The organism is Salinicoccus albus DSM 19776, assembly GCF_000385175.1.
GTDB lineage: Bacteria > Bacillota > Bacilli > Staphylococcales > Salinicoccaceae > Salinicoccus > Salinicoccus albus.
In genome coordinates this window covers 1-12,471 of record NZ_ARQJ01000028.1, presented here as the reverse complement: position 1 = coordinate 12,471, position 12,471 = coordinate 1, and the positions used below count along the sequence as shown (strand labels likewise).

Annotated in this window: 15 protein-coding genes and 1 other annotated feature; all 15 genes read right to left on the bottom strand. The window is 46.2% G+C overall.

What is annotated here, in order from left to right; genetic code table 11:
• Nucleotides 1-11: 11 nt before the first annotated feature.
• Complete coding sequence (gene rpoB / locus G343_RS0107765) at nucleotides 12-3,548, bottom strand: DNA-directed RNA polymerase subunit beta (protein WP_020007565.1); 3,537 nt, start codon at nucleotides 3,546-3,548, stop codon at nucleotides 12-14.
• Between the two features lie 206 nt (nucleotides 3,549-3,754).
• Nucleotides 3,755-4,378, bottom strand: coding sequence for a class I SAM-dependent methyltransferase (locus G343_RS0107760; RefSeq protein ID WP_020007564.1), 624 nt, complete (start codon nucleotides 4,376-4,378; stop codon nucleotides 3,755-3,757).
• Between the two features lie 91 nt (nucleotides 4,379-4,469).
• Nucleotides 4,470-4,832: a 50S ribosomal protein L7/L12 gene (gene rplL / locus G343_RS0107755; RefSeq protein WP_020007563.1), complete on the bottom strand. Its 363-nt coding sequence runs from the start codon at nucleotides 4,830-4,832 to the stop codon at nucleotides 4,470-4,472.
• Between the two features lie 25 nt (nucleotides 4,833-4,857).
• Complete coding sequence (gene rplJ, locus G343_RS0107750) at nucleotides 4,858-5,358, bottom strand: 50S ribosomal protein L10 (protein ID WP_020007562.1); 501 nt, start codon at nucleotides 5,356-5,358, stop codon at nucleotides 4,858-4,860.
• Nucleotides 5,359-5,386: 28 nt separating this feature from the next.
• Nucleotides 5,387-5,539, bottom strand: a sequence feature (ribosomal protein L10 leader region).
• 42 nt (nucleotides 5,540-5,581) lie between these two features.
• Complete coding sequence (rplA, locus tag G343_RS0107745) at nucleotides 5,582-6,277, bottom strand: 50S ribosomal protein L1 (RefSeq protein ID WP_020007561.1); 696 nt, start codon at nucleotides 6,275-6,277, stop codon at nucleotides 5,582-5,584.
• Between the two features lie 69 nt (nucleotides 6,278-6,346).
• On the bottom strand, nucleotides 6,347-6,772 hold the full coding sequence (rplK, locus tag G343_RS0107740; protein WP_020007560.1) for a 50S ribosomal protein L11: 426 nt from the start codon (nucleotides 6,770-6,772) through the stop codon (nucleotides 6,347-6,349).
• 136 nt (nucleotides 6,773-6,908) lie between these two features.
• Nucleotides 6,909-7,451: a transcription termination/antitermination protein NusG gene (gene nusG / locus G343_RS0107735; RefSeq protein WP_020007559.1), complete on the bottom strand. Its 543-nt coding sequence runs from the start codon at nucleotides 7,449-7,451 to the stop codon at nucleotides 6,909-6,911.
• A 16-nt stretch (nucleotides 7,452-7,467) separates the two neighbouring features.
• Entirely contained in the window at nucleotides 7,468-7,644 is a 177-nt protein-coding gene (secE, locus tag G343_RS0107730; protein ID WP_020007558.1) for a preprotein translocase subunit SecE, read from the bottom strand.
• A gap of 20 nt (nucleotides 7,645-7,664) precedes the next feature.
• The gene (gene rpmG, locus G343_RS15180) at nucleotides 7,665-7,799 is read right to left on the bottom strand and encodes a 50S ribosomal protein L33 (protein WP_425413865.1); all 135 of its coding nucleotides are present in this window, start codon (nucleotides 7,797-7,799) and stop codon (nucleotides 7,665-7,667) included.
• Nucleotides 7,800-7,839: 40 nt separating this feature from the next.
• The gene (locus tag G343_RS0107725; protein WP_020007557.1) at nucleotides 7,840-8,481 is read right to left on the bottom strand and encodes a sigma factor; all 642 of its coding nucleotides are present in this window, start codon (nucleotides 8,479-8,481) and stop codon (nucleotides 7,840-7,842) included.
• Nucleotides 8,482-8,542: 61 nt separating this feature from the next.
• A complete protein-coding gene (locus G343_RS0107720) occupies nucleotides 8,543-9,070 on the bottom strand; it encodes an NYN domain-containing protein (protein WP_020007556.1) in 528 nt (175 codons plus the stop codon).
• A 2-nt stretch (nucleotides 9,071-9,072) separates the two neighbouring features.
• Nucleotides 9,073-9,813: a 23S rRNA (guanosine(2251)-2'-O)-methyltransferase RlmB gene (gene rlmB, locus G343_RS0107715; RefSeq protein ID WP_020007555.1), complete on the bottom strand. Its 741-nt coding sequence runs from the start codon at nucleotides 9,811-9,813 to the stop codon at nucleotides 9,073-9,075.
• Nucleotides 9,806-10,210, bottom strand: a complete 405-nt coding sequence (locus tag G343_RS0107710) for a Mini-ribonuclease 3 (RefSeq protein ID WP_020007554.1) — start codon at nucleotides 10,208-10,210, stop codon at nucleotides 9,806-9,808. Before G343_RS0107710 ends, rlmB begins: the two co-directional genes overlap by 8 nt.
• Nucleotides 10,203-11,597: a cysteine--tRNA ligase gene (cysS, locus tag G343_RS0107705; protein WP_026366315.1), complete on the bottom strand. Its 1,395-nt coding sequence runs from the start codon at nucleotides 11,595-11,597 to the stop codon at nucleotides 10,203-10,205. Before cysS ends, G343_RS0107710 begins: the two co-directional genes overlap by 8 nt.
• The gene (gene cysE, locus G343_RS0107700) at nucleotides 11,581-12,237 is read right to left on the bottom strand and encodes a serine O-acetyltransferase (RefSeq protein ID WP_020007552.1); all 657 of its coding nucleotides are present in this window, start codon (nucleotides 12,235-12,237) and stop codon (nucleotides 11,581-11,583) included. The genes cysS and cysE overlap by 17 nt, the downstream gene beginning before the upstream one ends.
• Nucleotides 12,238-12,471 lie beyond the last annotated feature (234 nt).

Here is a 12,471-nt window from a genome sequence, read left to right as displayed (position 1 = left end):
AAGCCCAGTCATTAATCAGTTACGTCTTCGGTGTTTGCGTCAGATTTCTCATTTAAATTGACCTGATTGGATGCTTCTTCATCTTCAGTGTCTCTCATCTCAATCTCTTCATTATTCTCATCGAGAACATTGACATCAAGACCAAGGCTTTGAAGTTCCTTCATTAATACGCGGAATGACTCTGGCACACCAGGTTTAGGGACATTCTCACCTTTGACTATCGATTCGTATGTTTTCACACGACCGACAGTATCGTCGGATTTGACTGTTAGAATTTCCTGAAGGGTATAGGCAGCACCATAAGCCTCAAGCGCCCATACCTCCATCTCGCCGAAACGCTGTCCGCCAAACTGGGCTTTACCGCCGAGCGGCTGTTGCGTAACGAGTGAATAAGGGCCGGTACTTCTGGCATGAAGCTTGTCGTCGACCATGTGTGATAGTTTCAGCATATACATTACACCGACTGATATACGGTTTTCAAACGGTTCGCCTGTGCGTCCGTCATACAGAACAGTTTTACCGTCATGTGCAAGCCCGGCTTCTTCTATAGTCCCCCAGACATCTTCTTCATTCGCACCATCAAACACTGGTGTTGCCATTTTGAGGTTCATTGCTCTCGACGCCATACCAAGATGAAGCTCAAGGACCTGACCGATGTTCATCCGGGAAGGTACACCAAGCGGGTTAAGCATCATATCGATCGGTGTGCCATCCGGCAGATAAGGCATATCTTCTTCAGGAAGGATCCTTGAGATCACACCTTTGTTCCCGTGACGGCCACACATTTTGTCACCTTCGTTGATCTTTCTCTTCTGTACGATATATACACGTACCAGCTGGTTGACACCCGGGGACAGCTCATCACCGTCTGCGCGGTTAAACACTTTCACATCAAGTACGATGCCACCGGCGCCGTGCGGAATCCGCAACGAGGTGTCACGCACTTCCCTTGCTTTTTCACCGAAGATTGCATGAAGCAGACGCTCTTCAGCAGTCAGCTCAGTCACCCCTTTAGGTGTCACTTTGCCGACAAGGATATCCCCGTCTTTCACTTCTGCGCCGATATGAACAATACCGCGCTCGTCCAGCTTCTTCAACGCGTTGTCAGAGACGTTCGGAATATCGCGTGTGATCTCTTCCGGGCCAAGCTTTGTGTCCCGGGACTCTGATTCATATTCCTCTATATGAATTGATGTGTAAACGTCCTCTTTAACAAAGCGTTCGCTCATGATTACAGCATCCTCGTAGTTGTAACCCTCCCAGGTCATAAAGCCAACGACTGCGTTACGGCCGAGTGCCATTTCACCATCATCCATTGACGGACCGTCCGCAAGTATCTCGCCTTTAGAAACGACATCGCCTTTAGAAACAATTGGTTTCTGGTTGTAGCAAGTACCTGAGTTAGAGCGTAGGAATTTGGACAATTTATATATATCTTTTTCGGTTTCGATTTCTTTACCGCTTTCTTCCTCGACACGTCTCACATGAACTTCTTTTGCTTCCACATGCTCTACACGGCCTTTGTAGCGGGATACTATCGCAGCACCTGAATCACGCGCAGCCACGTGTTCCATACCGGTTCCGACATGCGGGGATTCCGGGATCATGAGAGGTACAGCCTGACGCTGCATGTTCGCTCCCATCAGTGCACGGTTGGAGTCATCGTTTTCCAGGAAGGGGATACATGCCGTCGCTGCAGACACTACCTGCTTCGGAGAAACGTCTATATAGTCCATGCGTTCTCTTGGCATACTGGTATTGTTGCCGCGGAAACGACATAAAATCTCTTCATTGATAAACGAACCATCTTCATCCAGCGCTGCGTTTGCCTGTGCAACAACATAGTTATCCTCTTCGTCGGAAGTCAGGTAGTCGGTATGCTCAGTCACCTGATTCGTCTCAGGATCCACCCTGCGGTAAGGCGTTTCAATGAACCCGAACTCATTGACACGGGCATAACTGGAAAGAGAGTTGATCAGCCCGATGTTCGGTCCCTCCGGCGTCTCGATCGGACACATGCGGCCATAGTGGGAGTAGTGTACGTCCCGGACTTCCATGCCAGCCCGCTCGCGCGTCAGACCACCCGGTCCCAGCGCAGACAGACGGCGTTTGTGTGTCAGCTCCGCAAGCGGGTTTGTCTGGTCCATGAACTGTGACAGCTGTGAACTTCCGAAAAATTCCTTGATAGATGCAATGACCGGCCTGATATTGATCAGTTGCTGCGGTGTGATCGAATCTGTGTCCTGGATGGACATGCGTTCTCTGACCACGCGTTCCATACGTGATAAACCAATCCTGAATTGGTTCTGCAGCAATTCGCCAACGGAGCGCAGACGACGGTTGCCCAAATGGTCGATGTCATCTGTATGACCGACACCATGGAGCAGGTTGAAGAAGTAACTCATGGATGCAATGATATCTGAAGGGGTGATGGATTTAACTTCTACATCCGGAAAAGCATTCCCAATAATAGTTGTCGTACCCTCTTCCATATTGGGTGCTTCCACTTCTATAGACTGTACTTCCACCGGCTCGTCCAACAGCCCATTTTCCAGGTGGTAAGTTTCAAGATTTGCGTTGGATTCAAGCACTTCAATGATGTCGTCAAGCGTACGGCGGTCAACCGTCGTCCCTGTCTCTGCGACAATTTCTCCTGTCTCCTTATCAACAATCGGTTCAGCCAGCACCTGGTTGAAGAGACGGTTTTTAAGGTGAAGTTTTTTGTTCATCTTATAGCGGCCAACATTGGCAAGATCATAACGCTTCGGATCAAAGAACCTTGTATAAAGAAGGTTCCTTGCGTTTTCCACTGTCGGCGGTTCGCCTGGGCGAAGTCGTTCGTAGATTTCTAGGAGCGCCTGGTCCACTGTTTCTGTCGTATCTTTTTCCAGTGTATTCCTGATATATTCATTGTCACCAAGAAGTTCAATCATCTCCTGGTCTGTAGAAAATCCGAGTGCCCGTAGCAGCACTGTCATAGGCAGCTTCCGAGTACGGTCAATTCTTACATATATGATATCTTTTGCATCGATTTCGTATTCGAGCCATGCGCCACGGTTTGGAATTAACGTAGCACTAAAATTCGTCTTGCCATTCTTGTCAAGTTTCTCCGAATAATAAACAGACGGGCTTCTGACAAGCTGGGATACAATTACACGTTCAGCACCATTGATGATAAAGGTACCAGTGTCTGTCATCAGCGGGAAGTCACCCATAAACACTTCCTGTTCTTTAACTTCTCCAGTCTCTTTGATGATCAGACGCACTTTAACACGCAGCGGTGCAGAATAAGTTGCATCATGGTCCTTGGCTTCATCCTCATCGTATTTCGGCTCGCCGAGTTTATAATCAACAAAATCAAGCGACATGTTGCCGGTAAAGTCCTCGACAGGAGAAATGTCTTTAAACATTTCAATCAGCCCCGTTTTAAGGAACCATTCGTAGGACTTTGTCTGAATTTCGATCAGGTTAGGCAGATCCAATTTCTCTTCGATACGTGCATAACTTCTGCGTTTAGCGTGTTTTCCATATTGAATCAGTTGACTCATCGAGAGATTCACCCCTATTAAAAATTACGTAAAACATTCACCGAAGCAGTTAAACAGTTAATTAGACAAAAAGAAAACGGAATCGATACCCAACCCCATTTTCTTTTATTAACAATATTTAATACACTCCATTCAATAAGGCTACAAAAATGCATACTTATTGACATTATATTTTTACATTCTATAACTATATCATAACAAATTTGTCAAGTCAATTTTTTACCCTGACAGTTTTTAATTCCTTTTAATACGTGATAACCCTTAGCATGACCGACAGATTCTGCATCTCCAAAGATGGAAGCGACTGCTTTTTTGTATGAGGGCATACCCTGCTTTTTCTGAACGACCATATAAAATACGCCGCCGGCCGGGAGTACGTGATGGGCATCTTTGATAATATCCAGCACCACCGGTTTCCCCGCCCGAAATGGCGGGTTGGTCACATAAAGGTCTGCTTCAGGTGTTTCCGATGAATCATATTCCATGCGAGCCATAACCACTGCTTCAACATCGTTCTTCTCTGCATTTTCACGGCAGATCACCACGGCATCTTCATTCACTTCCACCATCACAGGCTTCATATCAAGAATATCACCCAGGGTAATCCCGATCGGGCCGTAACCAGCGCCCATATCTATAAAATTGCCTGATGCCTGAAACGCAGCCTTGTCTTTAATCACTGTCTCAATCAACAGACTGGAACCGAAATCAACTTTATCCCGCGAAAAAACCCCCCGGTCGGTTTTAAATCGATAGGTGCGCCCGCCCATCCCAAATTCAATTTCCCGGTAATCATGTTCAGTATCATCACCCATAAAATAATGAGACATCAAAACACTCCCATGAATTTTTCAGAACCAAAACTAAAAAGGCTCATATAAACAGTGTTGTTTAACATGAGCCTCTTGATTTACACGAAAATTATTTAAGTTCTACGCTAGCGCCAACTTCTTCAAGCTTTTCTTTCATATCATCAGCGTCTTCTTTGGAAACTCCTTCTTTGACAACTTTCGGAGTTCCGTCAACCAGTTCTTTCGCTTCTTTCAAGCCGAGACCAGTTGCTTCACGCACAACTTTGATGACTTTGATCTTGGAAGATCCTGGATCTGCAAGTTCTACATCAAATTCAGTTTGTTCTTCAGCAGCTTCTTCTTCACCGCCGCCTGCAGCAGCTACAGGCGCAGCCGCTGTAACGCCAAATTCTTCTTCAATAGCTTTTACAAGATCGTTAAGCTCTAACACGGACATTTCTTTGATCTCTTCAATGATCTTTTCGTTAGACATTATAATTCCTCCATTTTAGTTAATTTTAGGCTTCTTCGTTCTCTCTCTCTTCTCCGACTGCTTTAACCGCATAAGCGAAATTGCGCACTGGCGCTTGAAGTACGGACAGCAGCATAGCAAGCAGACCATCTCTGGATGGCAGTGCAGCGATTGCATTAACGTCTTCAGCGGAAGTCAATTGGCCATCGAGTACACCCGCTTTGATTTCAAGCGCATTATGCTCTTTGGCGAAATTGTAAAGTATCTTCGCCGGAGCGATTACATCCTCATTTGAAAATGCCATGGCATTTGGCCCCGTGAGGTAGTCGTTGATTTCAGACAGATTAGCTTTTTCCGCTGCGCGGCGGGTCATTGTGTTTTTGTACACTTTGAACTCAAGACCTGCTTCACGGAACTGCTTGCGAAGTTCAGTCATCTCCGCAACTGACAGACCGTGATAGTCAACAATAATTGTTGAAACGGAATTTTTGAGCTGATCAGAGATCGTATCCACTAATTGCGCCTTAGCTTCCATCACATTTGACATATTTACACCTCCATATTTTTTGTGTATCCGGTGCAATAAAAAAGCACCTTTTACCCACGGCAAAAAGTGCTTGAATGTATAGCATAGAAATTCAAGTCGTTTTTAATGCCTCGGCAGGATGGTGATTTAAGTGCGTTTAATCCCGCACTCCTGCTATCTTAGGTAATTATTTAAATACAAACGTAACTATACATAATATAGCCACGTTTGTCAAATTCAATTATCAGTTCACTTTCATGGCGCTATTATCAACCTTGACACCAGGGCCCATTGTTGAAGCCACTGCTACAGATTTGAAATAAACACCTTTCGCAGATGATGGACGTGCTTTTTGCAGTGCATCGTAGACTGCATTGAAATTATCAACAAGCTGCGCTTCATCAAATGAGACTTTGCCGATTGCTGCATGTACAACACCGGATTTCTCTGCGCGGTACTCCACTTTTCCGGCTTTGATTTCTTCAACCGCCTGAGCAACATCCATCGTTACCGTGCCGGTTTTAGGGTTTGGCATAAGACCTTTCGGCCCCAATACGCGGCCAAGTTTACCTACTTCGCCCATCATATCCGGGGTCGCAACGATTACATCGAAGTCGAACCAGCCATTGTTGATCTGCTCGATATACTCCTCACCGACGTAATCTGCACCTGCTTCTTCAGCTTCTGCAGCTTTGTCGCCCTTAGCGAATACCAATACACGCTGTGACTTGCCAGTCCCGTGCGGCAATACGATTGCACCGCGGATCTGCTGGTCATTTTTACGTGTATCAATACCCAGACGGAATGCTGCTTCTACGGAAGCGTCAAAGTTTGCAGTGCTTGTCTCTTTGGCAAGTTTGATCGCTTCTTCAGCAGAATATGAAGCGTTCTGGTCAAACTTCTCAAGAGCTGCCTGATACTTTCTACTTCTCTTAGCCATTACTATTCCTCCTTGTGGTTATAGCGGGTTATCCTCCCACGGTTGTATTAATACGATTATTCTGTTCAATTATTTTTCAACGGTAACGCCGATGCTTTTGGCTGTACCCTCGACCATGCGTATAGCCGCTTCCACGTCTGCAGCATTAAGGTCTTCCATTTTCGTTTCCGCAATTTCACGTACCTGCGCTTCAGTTACAGCTGCCACCTTGTTCTTGTTAGGTTCGCCGGAACCTTTGTCAGTATTTGCAGCTTCTTTAAGAAGAACAGCTGCCGGTGGAGTTTTTGTAATGAAAGTGAAGGAACGGTCCTCAAACACAGTAATTTCAACCGGGATAATAAGACCGGACTGCTCCTGTGTCTGTGCATTGAATTCTTTACAGAATCCCATGATGTTAATACCTGCCTGACCAAGCGCCGGACCAACCGGTGGTGCCGGATTCGCCTTGCCTGCAGGAATCTGCAATTTCACAACGTTGTTTACTTTTTTAGCCACGATGTGCACCTCCTCGTTATCGTGATGTGGTCACAGGACGTTGTAGTTTTCGTCCTCCCACTCGCATCCATAAAAAGATGGCCGAATAAATTCGACCATAATAATATAACATTATTATAAATATAAAACAAGTGTATTATTGCAACTTCTCGATCTGGTCGAATTCAACTTCGACCGGCGTTTCACGCCCGAACATTTCAACAAGTATCGTCAGTTTGTAATGCTCTTGATCAATGGACTTAACCTCTCCTGTCTGGTTTTTGAACGGACCTTCTATAATACTGACGGCTTCTCCGACCTCAACTTCGAAATCCACCGTACGCTCAACCATACCCATAGATTTAAGGATGAATTTTACTTCCTCCGGCAGCAGCGGGTTCGGTTTGCTGCCGGAACCCTGAGAACCGACAAATCCTGTAACACCAGGTGTGTTTCTCACTATGAACCAGGACTGATCGGTCATCACCAATTCCACAAGCACATAACCGGGAAAAGTTTTCTTCATTGCGGTCTTCCGCTTGCCGTCCTTAATAGTCGTTTCTTCCTCTTCGGGTATTACGACCCTGAAGATCTGGTCCTGCATGTTCATTGATTCAAGACGCGCTTCGAGATTCTTCTTCACTTTGTTTTCATATCCGGAATAGGTATGTACTGCATACCAGTTCTTTTCTCCAGACATAGTATCTCTCCTTTAGTTACATTAAGTCTATGATAGCGGAGATACCCAGGTCCAGCGCATAGAAAAACGCCAGAAAGAATATCACTGTGAGCATGACGATCGTTGTATAGCGAACTGTCTCCTGACCCGTCGGCCAGCTCACCTTCTTCATTTCGCTGACAACATTTTGCAGGAAATTCTTATTATTAGCCATTCGTCTGTTTCCTCCTGTAATCAGATGGAACTCTTATGAGTCATATGCCGGCTGCATTTCTTGCAGAATTTCTTAAGCACGAGCCTTTCTTTATGCTCAGTTTGTGTCGTATAGTTGCGGGACCCGCACGCATCGCATATCAATGCCACTTTCATCATAAAATCCTCATTTCAATTCTCATACACTATAACGATTTCAGCCCATGTTGTCAAATGACTCCCCGGCTTCCTCACGTTCCCGCAACAGCTCTTTTTTACGTATCACGCGGTAAAGACTGTTCGTTACACTTTTACGGCTGATTGCGAGTTCATCGCTGATGGCATCGATTGTCCAGCCACGTTCCAGCAGCCCTAAAATTTTAAGTTCCATCCTGGAACATACACCACGGCTCATCAGGTATTCCATCTGTTCTTCCTTCACAACAGCATCCAGCGGATCGGCTGTACCTAAATCCGGATGGTCACCGCTGTCAAATGTGATCCCTTTGTCTTTTCTGATATATTCAATGCTGCGCACCTTTTTGAACTCACGGATGCGGTTGAACATTTCGAAACGGATGGATCGCAGTGCATAATTGCGGTATCTGCCCAATCGCCAGTCGTATCTGTAGCACAGGATCAGGGCCATCTCCATCATATCCTGTTCGATATCCTCACGGTCATGATAGAGGTTCATATACTTATGACTCATCCTGGTGATCTGCGGTCGCAAATATTCATCGATTTTATCGAACGCTTTCCGATTACCGTTGTAAACCTGAAGTGCCAGGCGGTCAAGCTCATCATTCACGTTCACGCTCTCATTGACTGTAAAACAAAAGCTCGCAATATGGTACAAAACATTCCCTCCTAAGCCTTTTGTATAAATGATAAGAGGGAATCATTTTATATTCAATGCTTCAAAAACGCCTGCGCCGCCATTTTTCAAGTTTTGCATGCACATCCTCACCGATATTCAATTTCTGTCTGGGCACTTTTTCATTTATCGCCTCAATTTTTCTGCTGATATTTTTTTCAGCTTTCGACAATGTAAGCCACATCTCTCTCGAGGAGATTCGATACGCACCGAGCGCAAATATTGAATTCTGTTCAGTCAGGTCGCTGGTAACAACGCTGATTTCACAAAGATGGGGATGATAGTTGTCATGGACAAAGCGTTCAATGAATTCATCAGCTGTTTCCTTCTCTTTCGTGTATACGACCGTGATGCCGTAAAAACCAATGATGCTCTCTTGGGATTTCACTTCATAGGCGTCAAATACACAGATGATTTCATACTTTGACACCGCATGGTATTCGGAGAGCGCCGCGAGCAATTTAGTCCTGGGTTCTTCAAGTGATATACGCGATTCCCGATTCAGCTCTTGATGCGCCCCAATCAAATTATAGCCGTCAACCAGCAGAATACGGCGTTTTTTTCTTTTCATAATTACCGCCTTCCAACAGGATTCTGCCGTCTGAAAACCTCATACATCAGGAGTGCGGCAGATACAGAAGCATTTAAACTGGTTATGCTCCCCACCATTGGTATCTGCACAATAAAATCGCACTTTTCAAGTGTTTTTCTGCTGATTCCTTTACCCTCGCTGCCGAGGACAATTGCCATGTTTACATCGGCCGCAAGATGCCGGTAGTCCATATCGCCTGCATCGTCACTTCCAGCCACCCAAAACCCTTTCTCTTTCAATATATCAATGGTCTGGTTGATGTTAGTCACACGCACGACCGGCACATGTTCAATCGCACCGGTCGATGTTTTCGCCACGGTCTCGGTCAGCTGAACCGAGCGTCTGTTGGGGATGATCACACCATCAAAGCCAGTCGCATCACAGGTCCTTAAAATGGAACCGAGATTGTGCGGGTCCTCAAGACCGTCGAGTATGATTAGATTCGACTGCTTTCCTTCAATCTGTTCGAGAAGGGTCTCAAGCAGCATGTATTCATGGGCGCTCACCTGGGCAATTATGCCCTGATGACGCTCCTCCGTCATGCCGTCGAGTTTGCTTTTCGGAACAGTCTGCACAACGATCTTACGTTTCTTCGCCAGGTCGATCAGCGCTTTCAGCTGACCTTTATTGACAGAGTCCTGAATCAACAGCTTATTGATATCAGCATCTCCTCTTAATGCTTCTCTCACGGCATTGCGTCCGGCAATTAAAGCATCACTCACTGTCATCCCTCCTCATTCTTGTAATCTCCTCCATCAGCGCACCCATTCTCCCGCGGTCCTCCGTGAGATCCAGATAACCGATCAATGCTTCGAGTCCGGAAGCATTGCGATACTCCTTGATTGTTGCATTTTTTGCCCGTGTGGCACTGGATTTGTTACGGGCCCGCTTCGCTATGTGCCATTCCCTGTCAGTCAAAAACCCCTCACGCTTCAGATAGAGCAGCGCTTCCGACTGAGCTCTGGCGCTGACGAGTTTATTGGCTTTCCTATGCAGCTGATCCGGCTTCAAATACGGCTCGGCTTCAATGAGATGCCTGCGGATACATACAGCATAGCTGGCATCTCCCAAAAAGGCGAGCGTCAGCGGATGCATATTGTCTGCGGTATAATTACCCACGTTTAAAACGCACGCCTTCTTTGGTATCCTCCAAAACGATGCCTTCGGCTTTCAGCTGGTCCCTGATCTCATCCGCTCTGGCAAAGTCTTTGCTCGCCCTCGCTTCGTTGCGCTCCACAATCAGAGCCTCAACCTCTTCATCAAGCAGCACCTCATCCTCCACCAGGTCTACGCCAAGCACCTGGCTGTATATATCAAAGGCATTGATGAAACGTTCAAGCACTTCTTTCTCCGTGGCATTCCGCTGGAGATATTTATTGAGCTCGGTCGTCAGCTCATGCCAGGATGTAATCGCATTGGCGGTGTTGAAATCATCATCCATATATTGCTCAAACGTTGTGATGTTGTCATCCACAATTTTAAGTAATGTCTCATCCGCGCCGCTGCCCACAGCTAAATCAAGCCGTTCTTTCGCTTTCATATAGCTGTCCTGAATACGTTCCAAACCGTTTGCCGCTGCCTGGACTAATTCACGGTTATAGTTGATCGGATTACGGTATTGCACACTGATCATGAAGAAGCGCAGCACGTTCGGGTTAACCTCCTTGATGATATCATGAACAAGGATGAAGTTGCCCAGGGATTTGGACATTTTTGCGTTATCAATATTAATATACCCGTTATGCAGCCAGTAGTTGGCAAACGTTTCGTCAGTCATACACTCACTCTGCGCAATTTCATTTTCATGATGCGGGAATGTCAGATCCTGACCTCCGGCATGGATATCTATCGTATTGCCAAGGTGCTCTCTGGCCATAACGCTGCACTCGATATGCCAGCCCGGACGCCCGTCGCCCCATGGGGACGCCCACTTGATTTCATCGGGCTTCGCCTGTTTCCAGAGGACGAAATCAAGTGGATCTTCCTTCTTCTCCCCCGCTTCGATCCTTGCACCTACCTTCAGATCATTGACGGACTGATGGGAGAGCTTGCCATAATCATCAAATGATCGTGTTTTGAAATAGACATCCCCTTCTGACTCATAGGCATGCCCTTTATCTATCAGTACTTTGATGAATTCAATAATATCGTCCATATGATCCTTCACGCGGGGGTGATGGGTTGCCTTCTTCACATTCAATGCCCCCGTATCTTCAAAGAAAGCATCGATGAACCGGTCAGCAATGACAGGCACTTCCTCTCCCAGTTCGTTCGACGCCCTGATGAGCTTATCATCGACATCTGTAAAATTAGATATATAGTCGACCTGATAGCCTTTATATTCCAAGTATCGTCTAACTGTATCAAACGCGATCGCCGGACGGGCGTTGCCGATGTGTATATAGTTATACACCGTGGGGCCGCAGACATACATCCGCACTCTGCCCGCCTCCATGGGTTTAAATTCTTCCTTCTCTCTCGTTAGAGAATTAAATATGCGAACCATCTTTAACCTCGTTTCTGACTTCGCTTCTAAAGTCTTTGATCTCATCCTCTAACCCATGAATCATATCCAGAATAGGGTCAGGCAGGTCTGTCTGATTCAGGTCGCGGGCTTCTTTCACTTTTTCGCCGGCTTGTTTGACGACGTGACCCGGGATGCCGACCACCGTTGCGTCCTGTGGAACATCATTGAGCACAACAGAATTGGCACCAATTTTCGCATTTTCATGGAGGCGGATATTGCCCAGCACTTTCGCCCCGGCAGATATAAGCACATTATCATCGATATCAGGGTGTCTTTTCTTCTCTTCTTTACCCGTTCCGCCGAGTGTCACACCCTGATAGAGTGTAACATTATCGCCGATGCGGCACGTCTCGCCTATGACGACACCCATGCCGTGGTCTATGAACAGTCTCCGGCCGACTTCAGCACCCGGATGAATTTCTATACCCGTGATAAAACGGCTGAGCTGTGAAATGACTCTTGCCGCAGTTTTATAGTTTTTCATATGAAGTTTATGCGCCACCAGATGAGACCACACAGCGTGCAGGCCTGAGTAGGTGAAAAAAGTTTCTGCCTTATTCTTCGCAGCAGGATCCATTTCCATTACCATCTCTATGTCCTCATTGATTCTTTTTAACATGATATTATGCCTCCGATCTAATCGAGTAGGGTAAGATAGCCTTACCCTCTCACACCACCGGACGTACGGTTCCGTATACGGCGGTTCAATTCACGTTGTTAACTATTAATAGTATTATAATATTCTAGACAGTTAACTAGCCCGGCTTGGGCTAGTTTTTCTTTTGATATAGCTCTTTTAAGACACGTTTTCGTAGCGACCCAAATATATCTGTCACCGCAATATGCGGTCAGT

What these genes read in the sequence shown, in the direction of transcription:
- secE (WP_020007558.1), bottom strand. Translation starts at nt 7,644, where the DNA reads ATGGCTAATAATAAGAATTTCCTGCAAAATGTTGTCAGCGAAATGAAG.
- rplA (WP_020007561.1), bottom strand. Translation starts at nt 6,277, where the DNA reads ATGGCTAAGAGAAGTAGAAAGTATCAGGCAGCTCTTGAGAAGTTTGAC.
- cysE (WP_020007552.1), bottom strand. Translation starts at nt 12,237, where the DNA reads ATGTTAAAAAGAATCAATGAGGACATAGAGATGGTAATGGAAATGGAT.
- G343_RS0107760 (WP_020007564.1), bottom strand. Translation starts at nt 4,378, where the DNA reads ATGTCTCATTATTTTATGGGTGATGATACTGAACATGATTACCGGGAA.
- rplL (WP_020007563.1), bottom strand. Translation starts at nt 4,832, where the DNA reads ATGTCTAACGAAAAGATCATTGAAGAGATCAAAGAAATGTCCGTGTTA.
- nusG (WP_020007559.1), bottom strand. Translation starts at nt 7,451, where the DNA reads ATGTCTGGAGAAAAGAACTGGTATGCAGTACATACCTATTCCGGATAT.
- rplJ (WP_020007562.1), bottom strand. Translation starts at nt 5,358, where the DNA reads ATGTCAAATGTGATGGAAGCTAAGGCGCAATTAGTGGATACGATCTCT.
- rpoB (WP_020007565.1), bottom strand. Translation starts at nt 3,548, where the DNA reads ATGAGTCAACTGATTCAATATGGAAAACACGCTAAACGCAGAAGTTAT.
- rpmG (WP_425413865.1), bottom strand. Translation starts at nt 7,799, where the DNA reads ATGAAAGTGGCATTGATATGCGATGCGTGCGGGTCCCGCAACTATACG.
- cysS (WP_026366315.1), bottom strand. Translation starts at nt 11,597, where the DNA reads ATGGTTCGCATATTTAATTCTCTAACGAGAGAGAAGGAAGAATTTAAA.
- G343_RS0107720 (WP_020007556.1), bottom strand. Translation starts at nt 9,070, where the DNA reads ATGAAAAGAAAAAAACGCCGTATTCTGCTGGTTGACGGCTATAATTTG.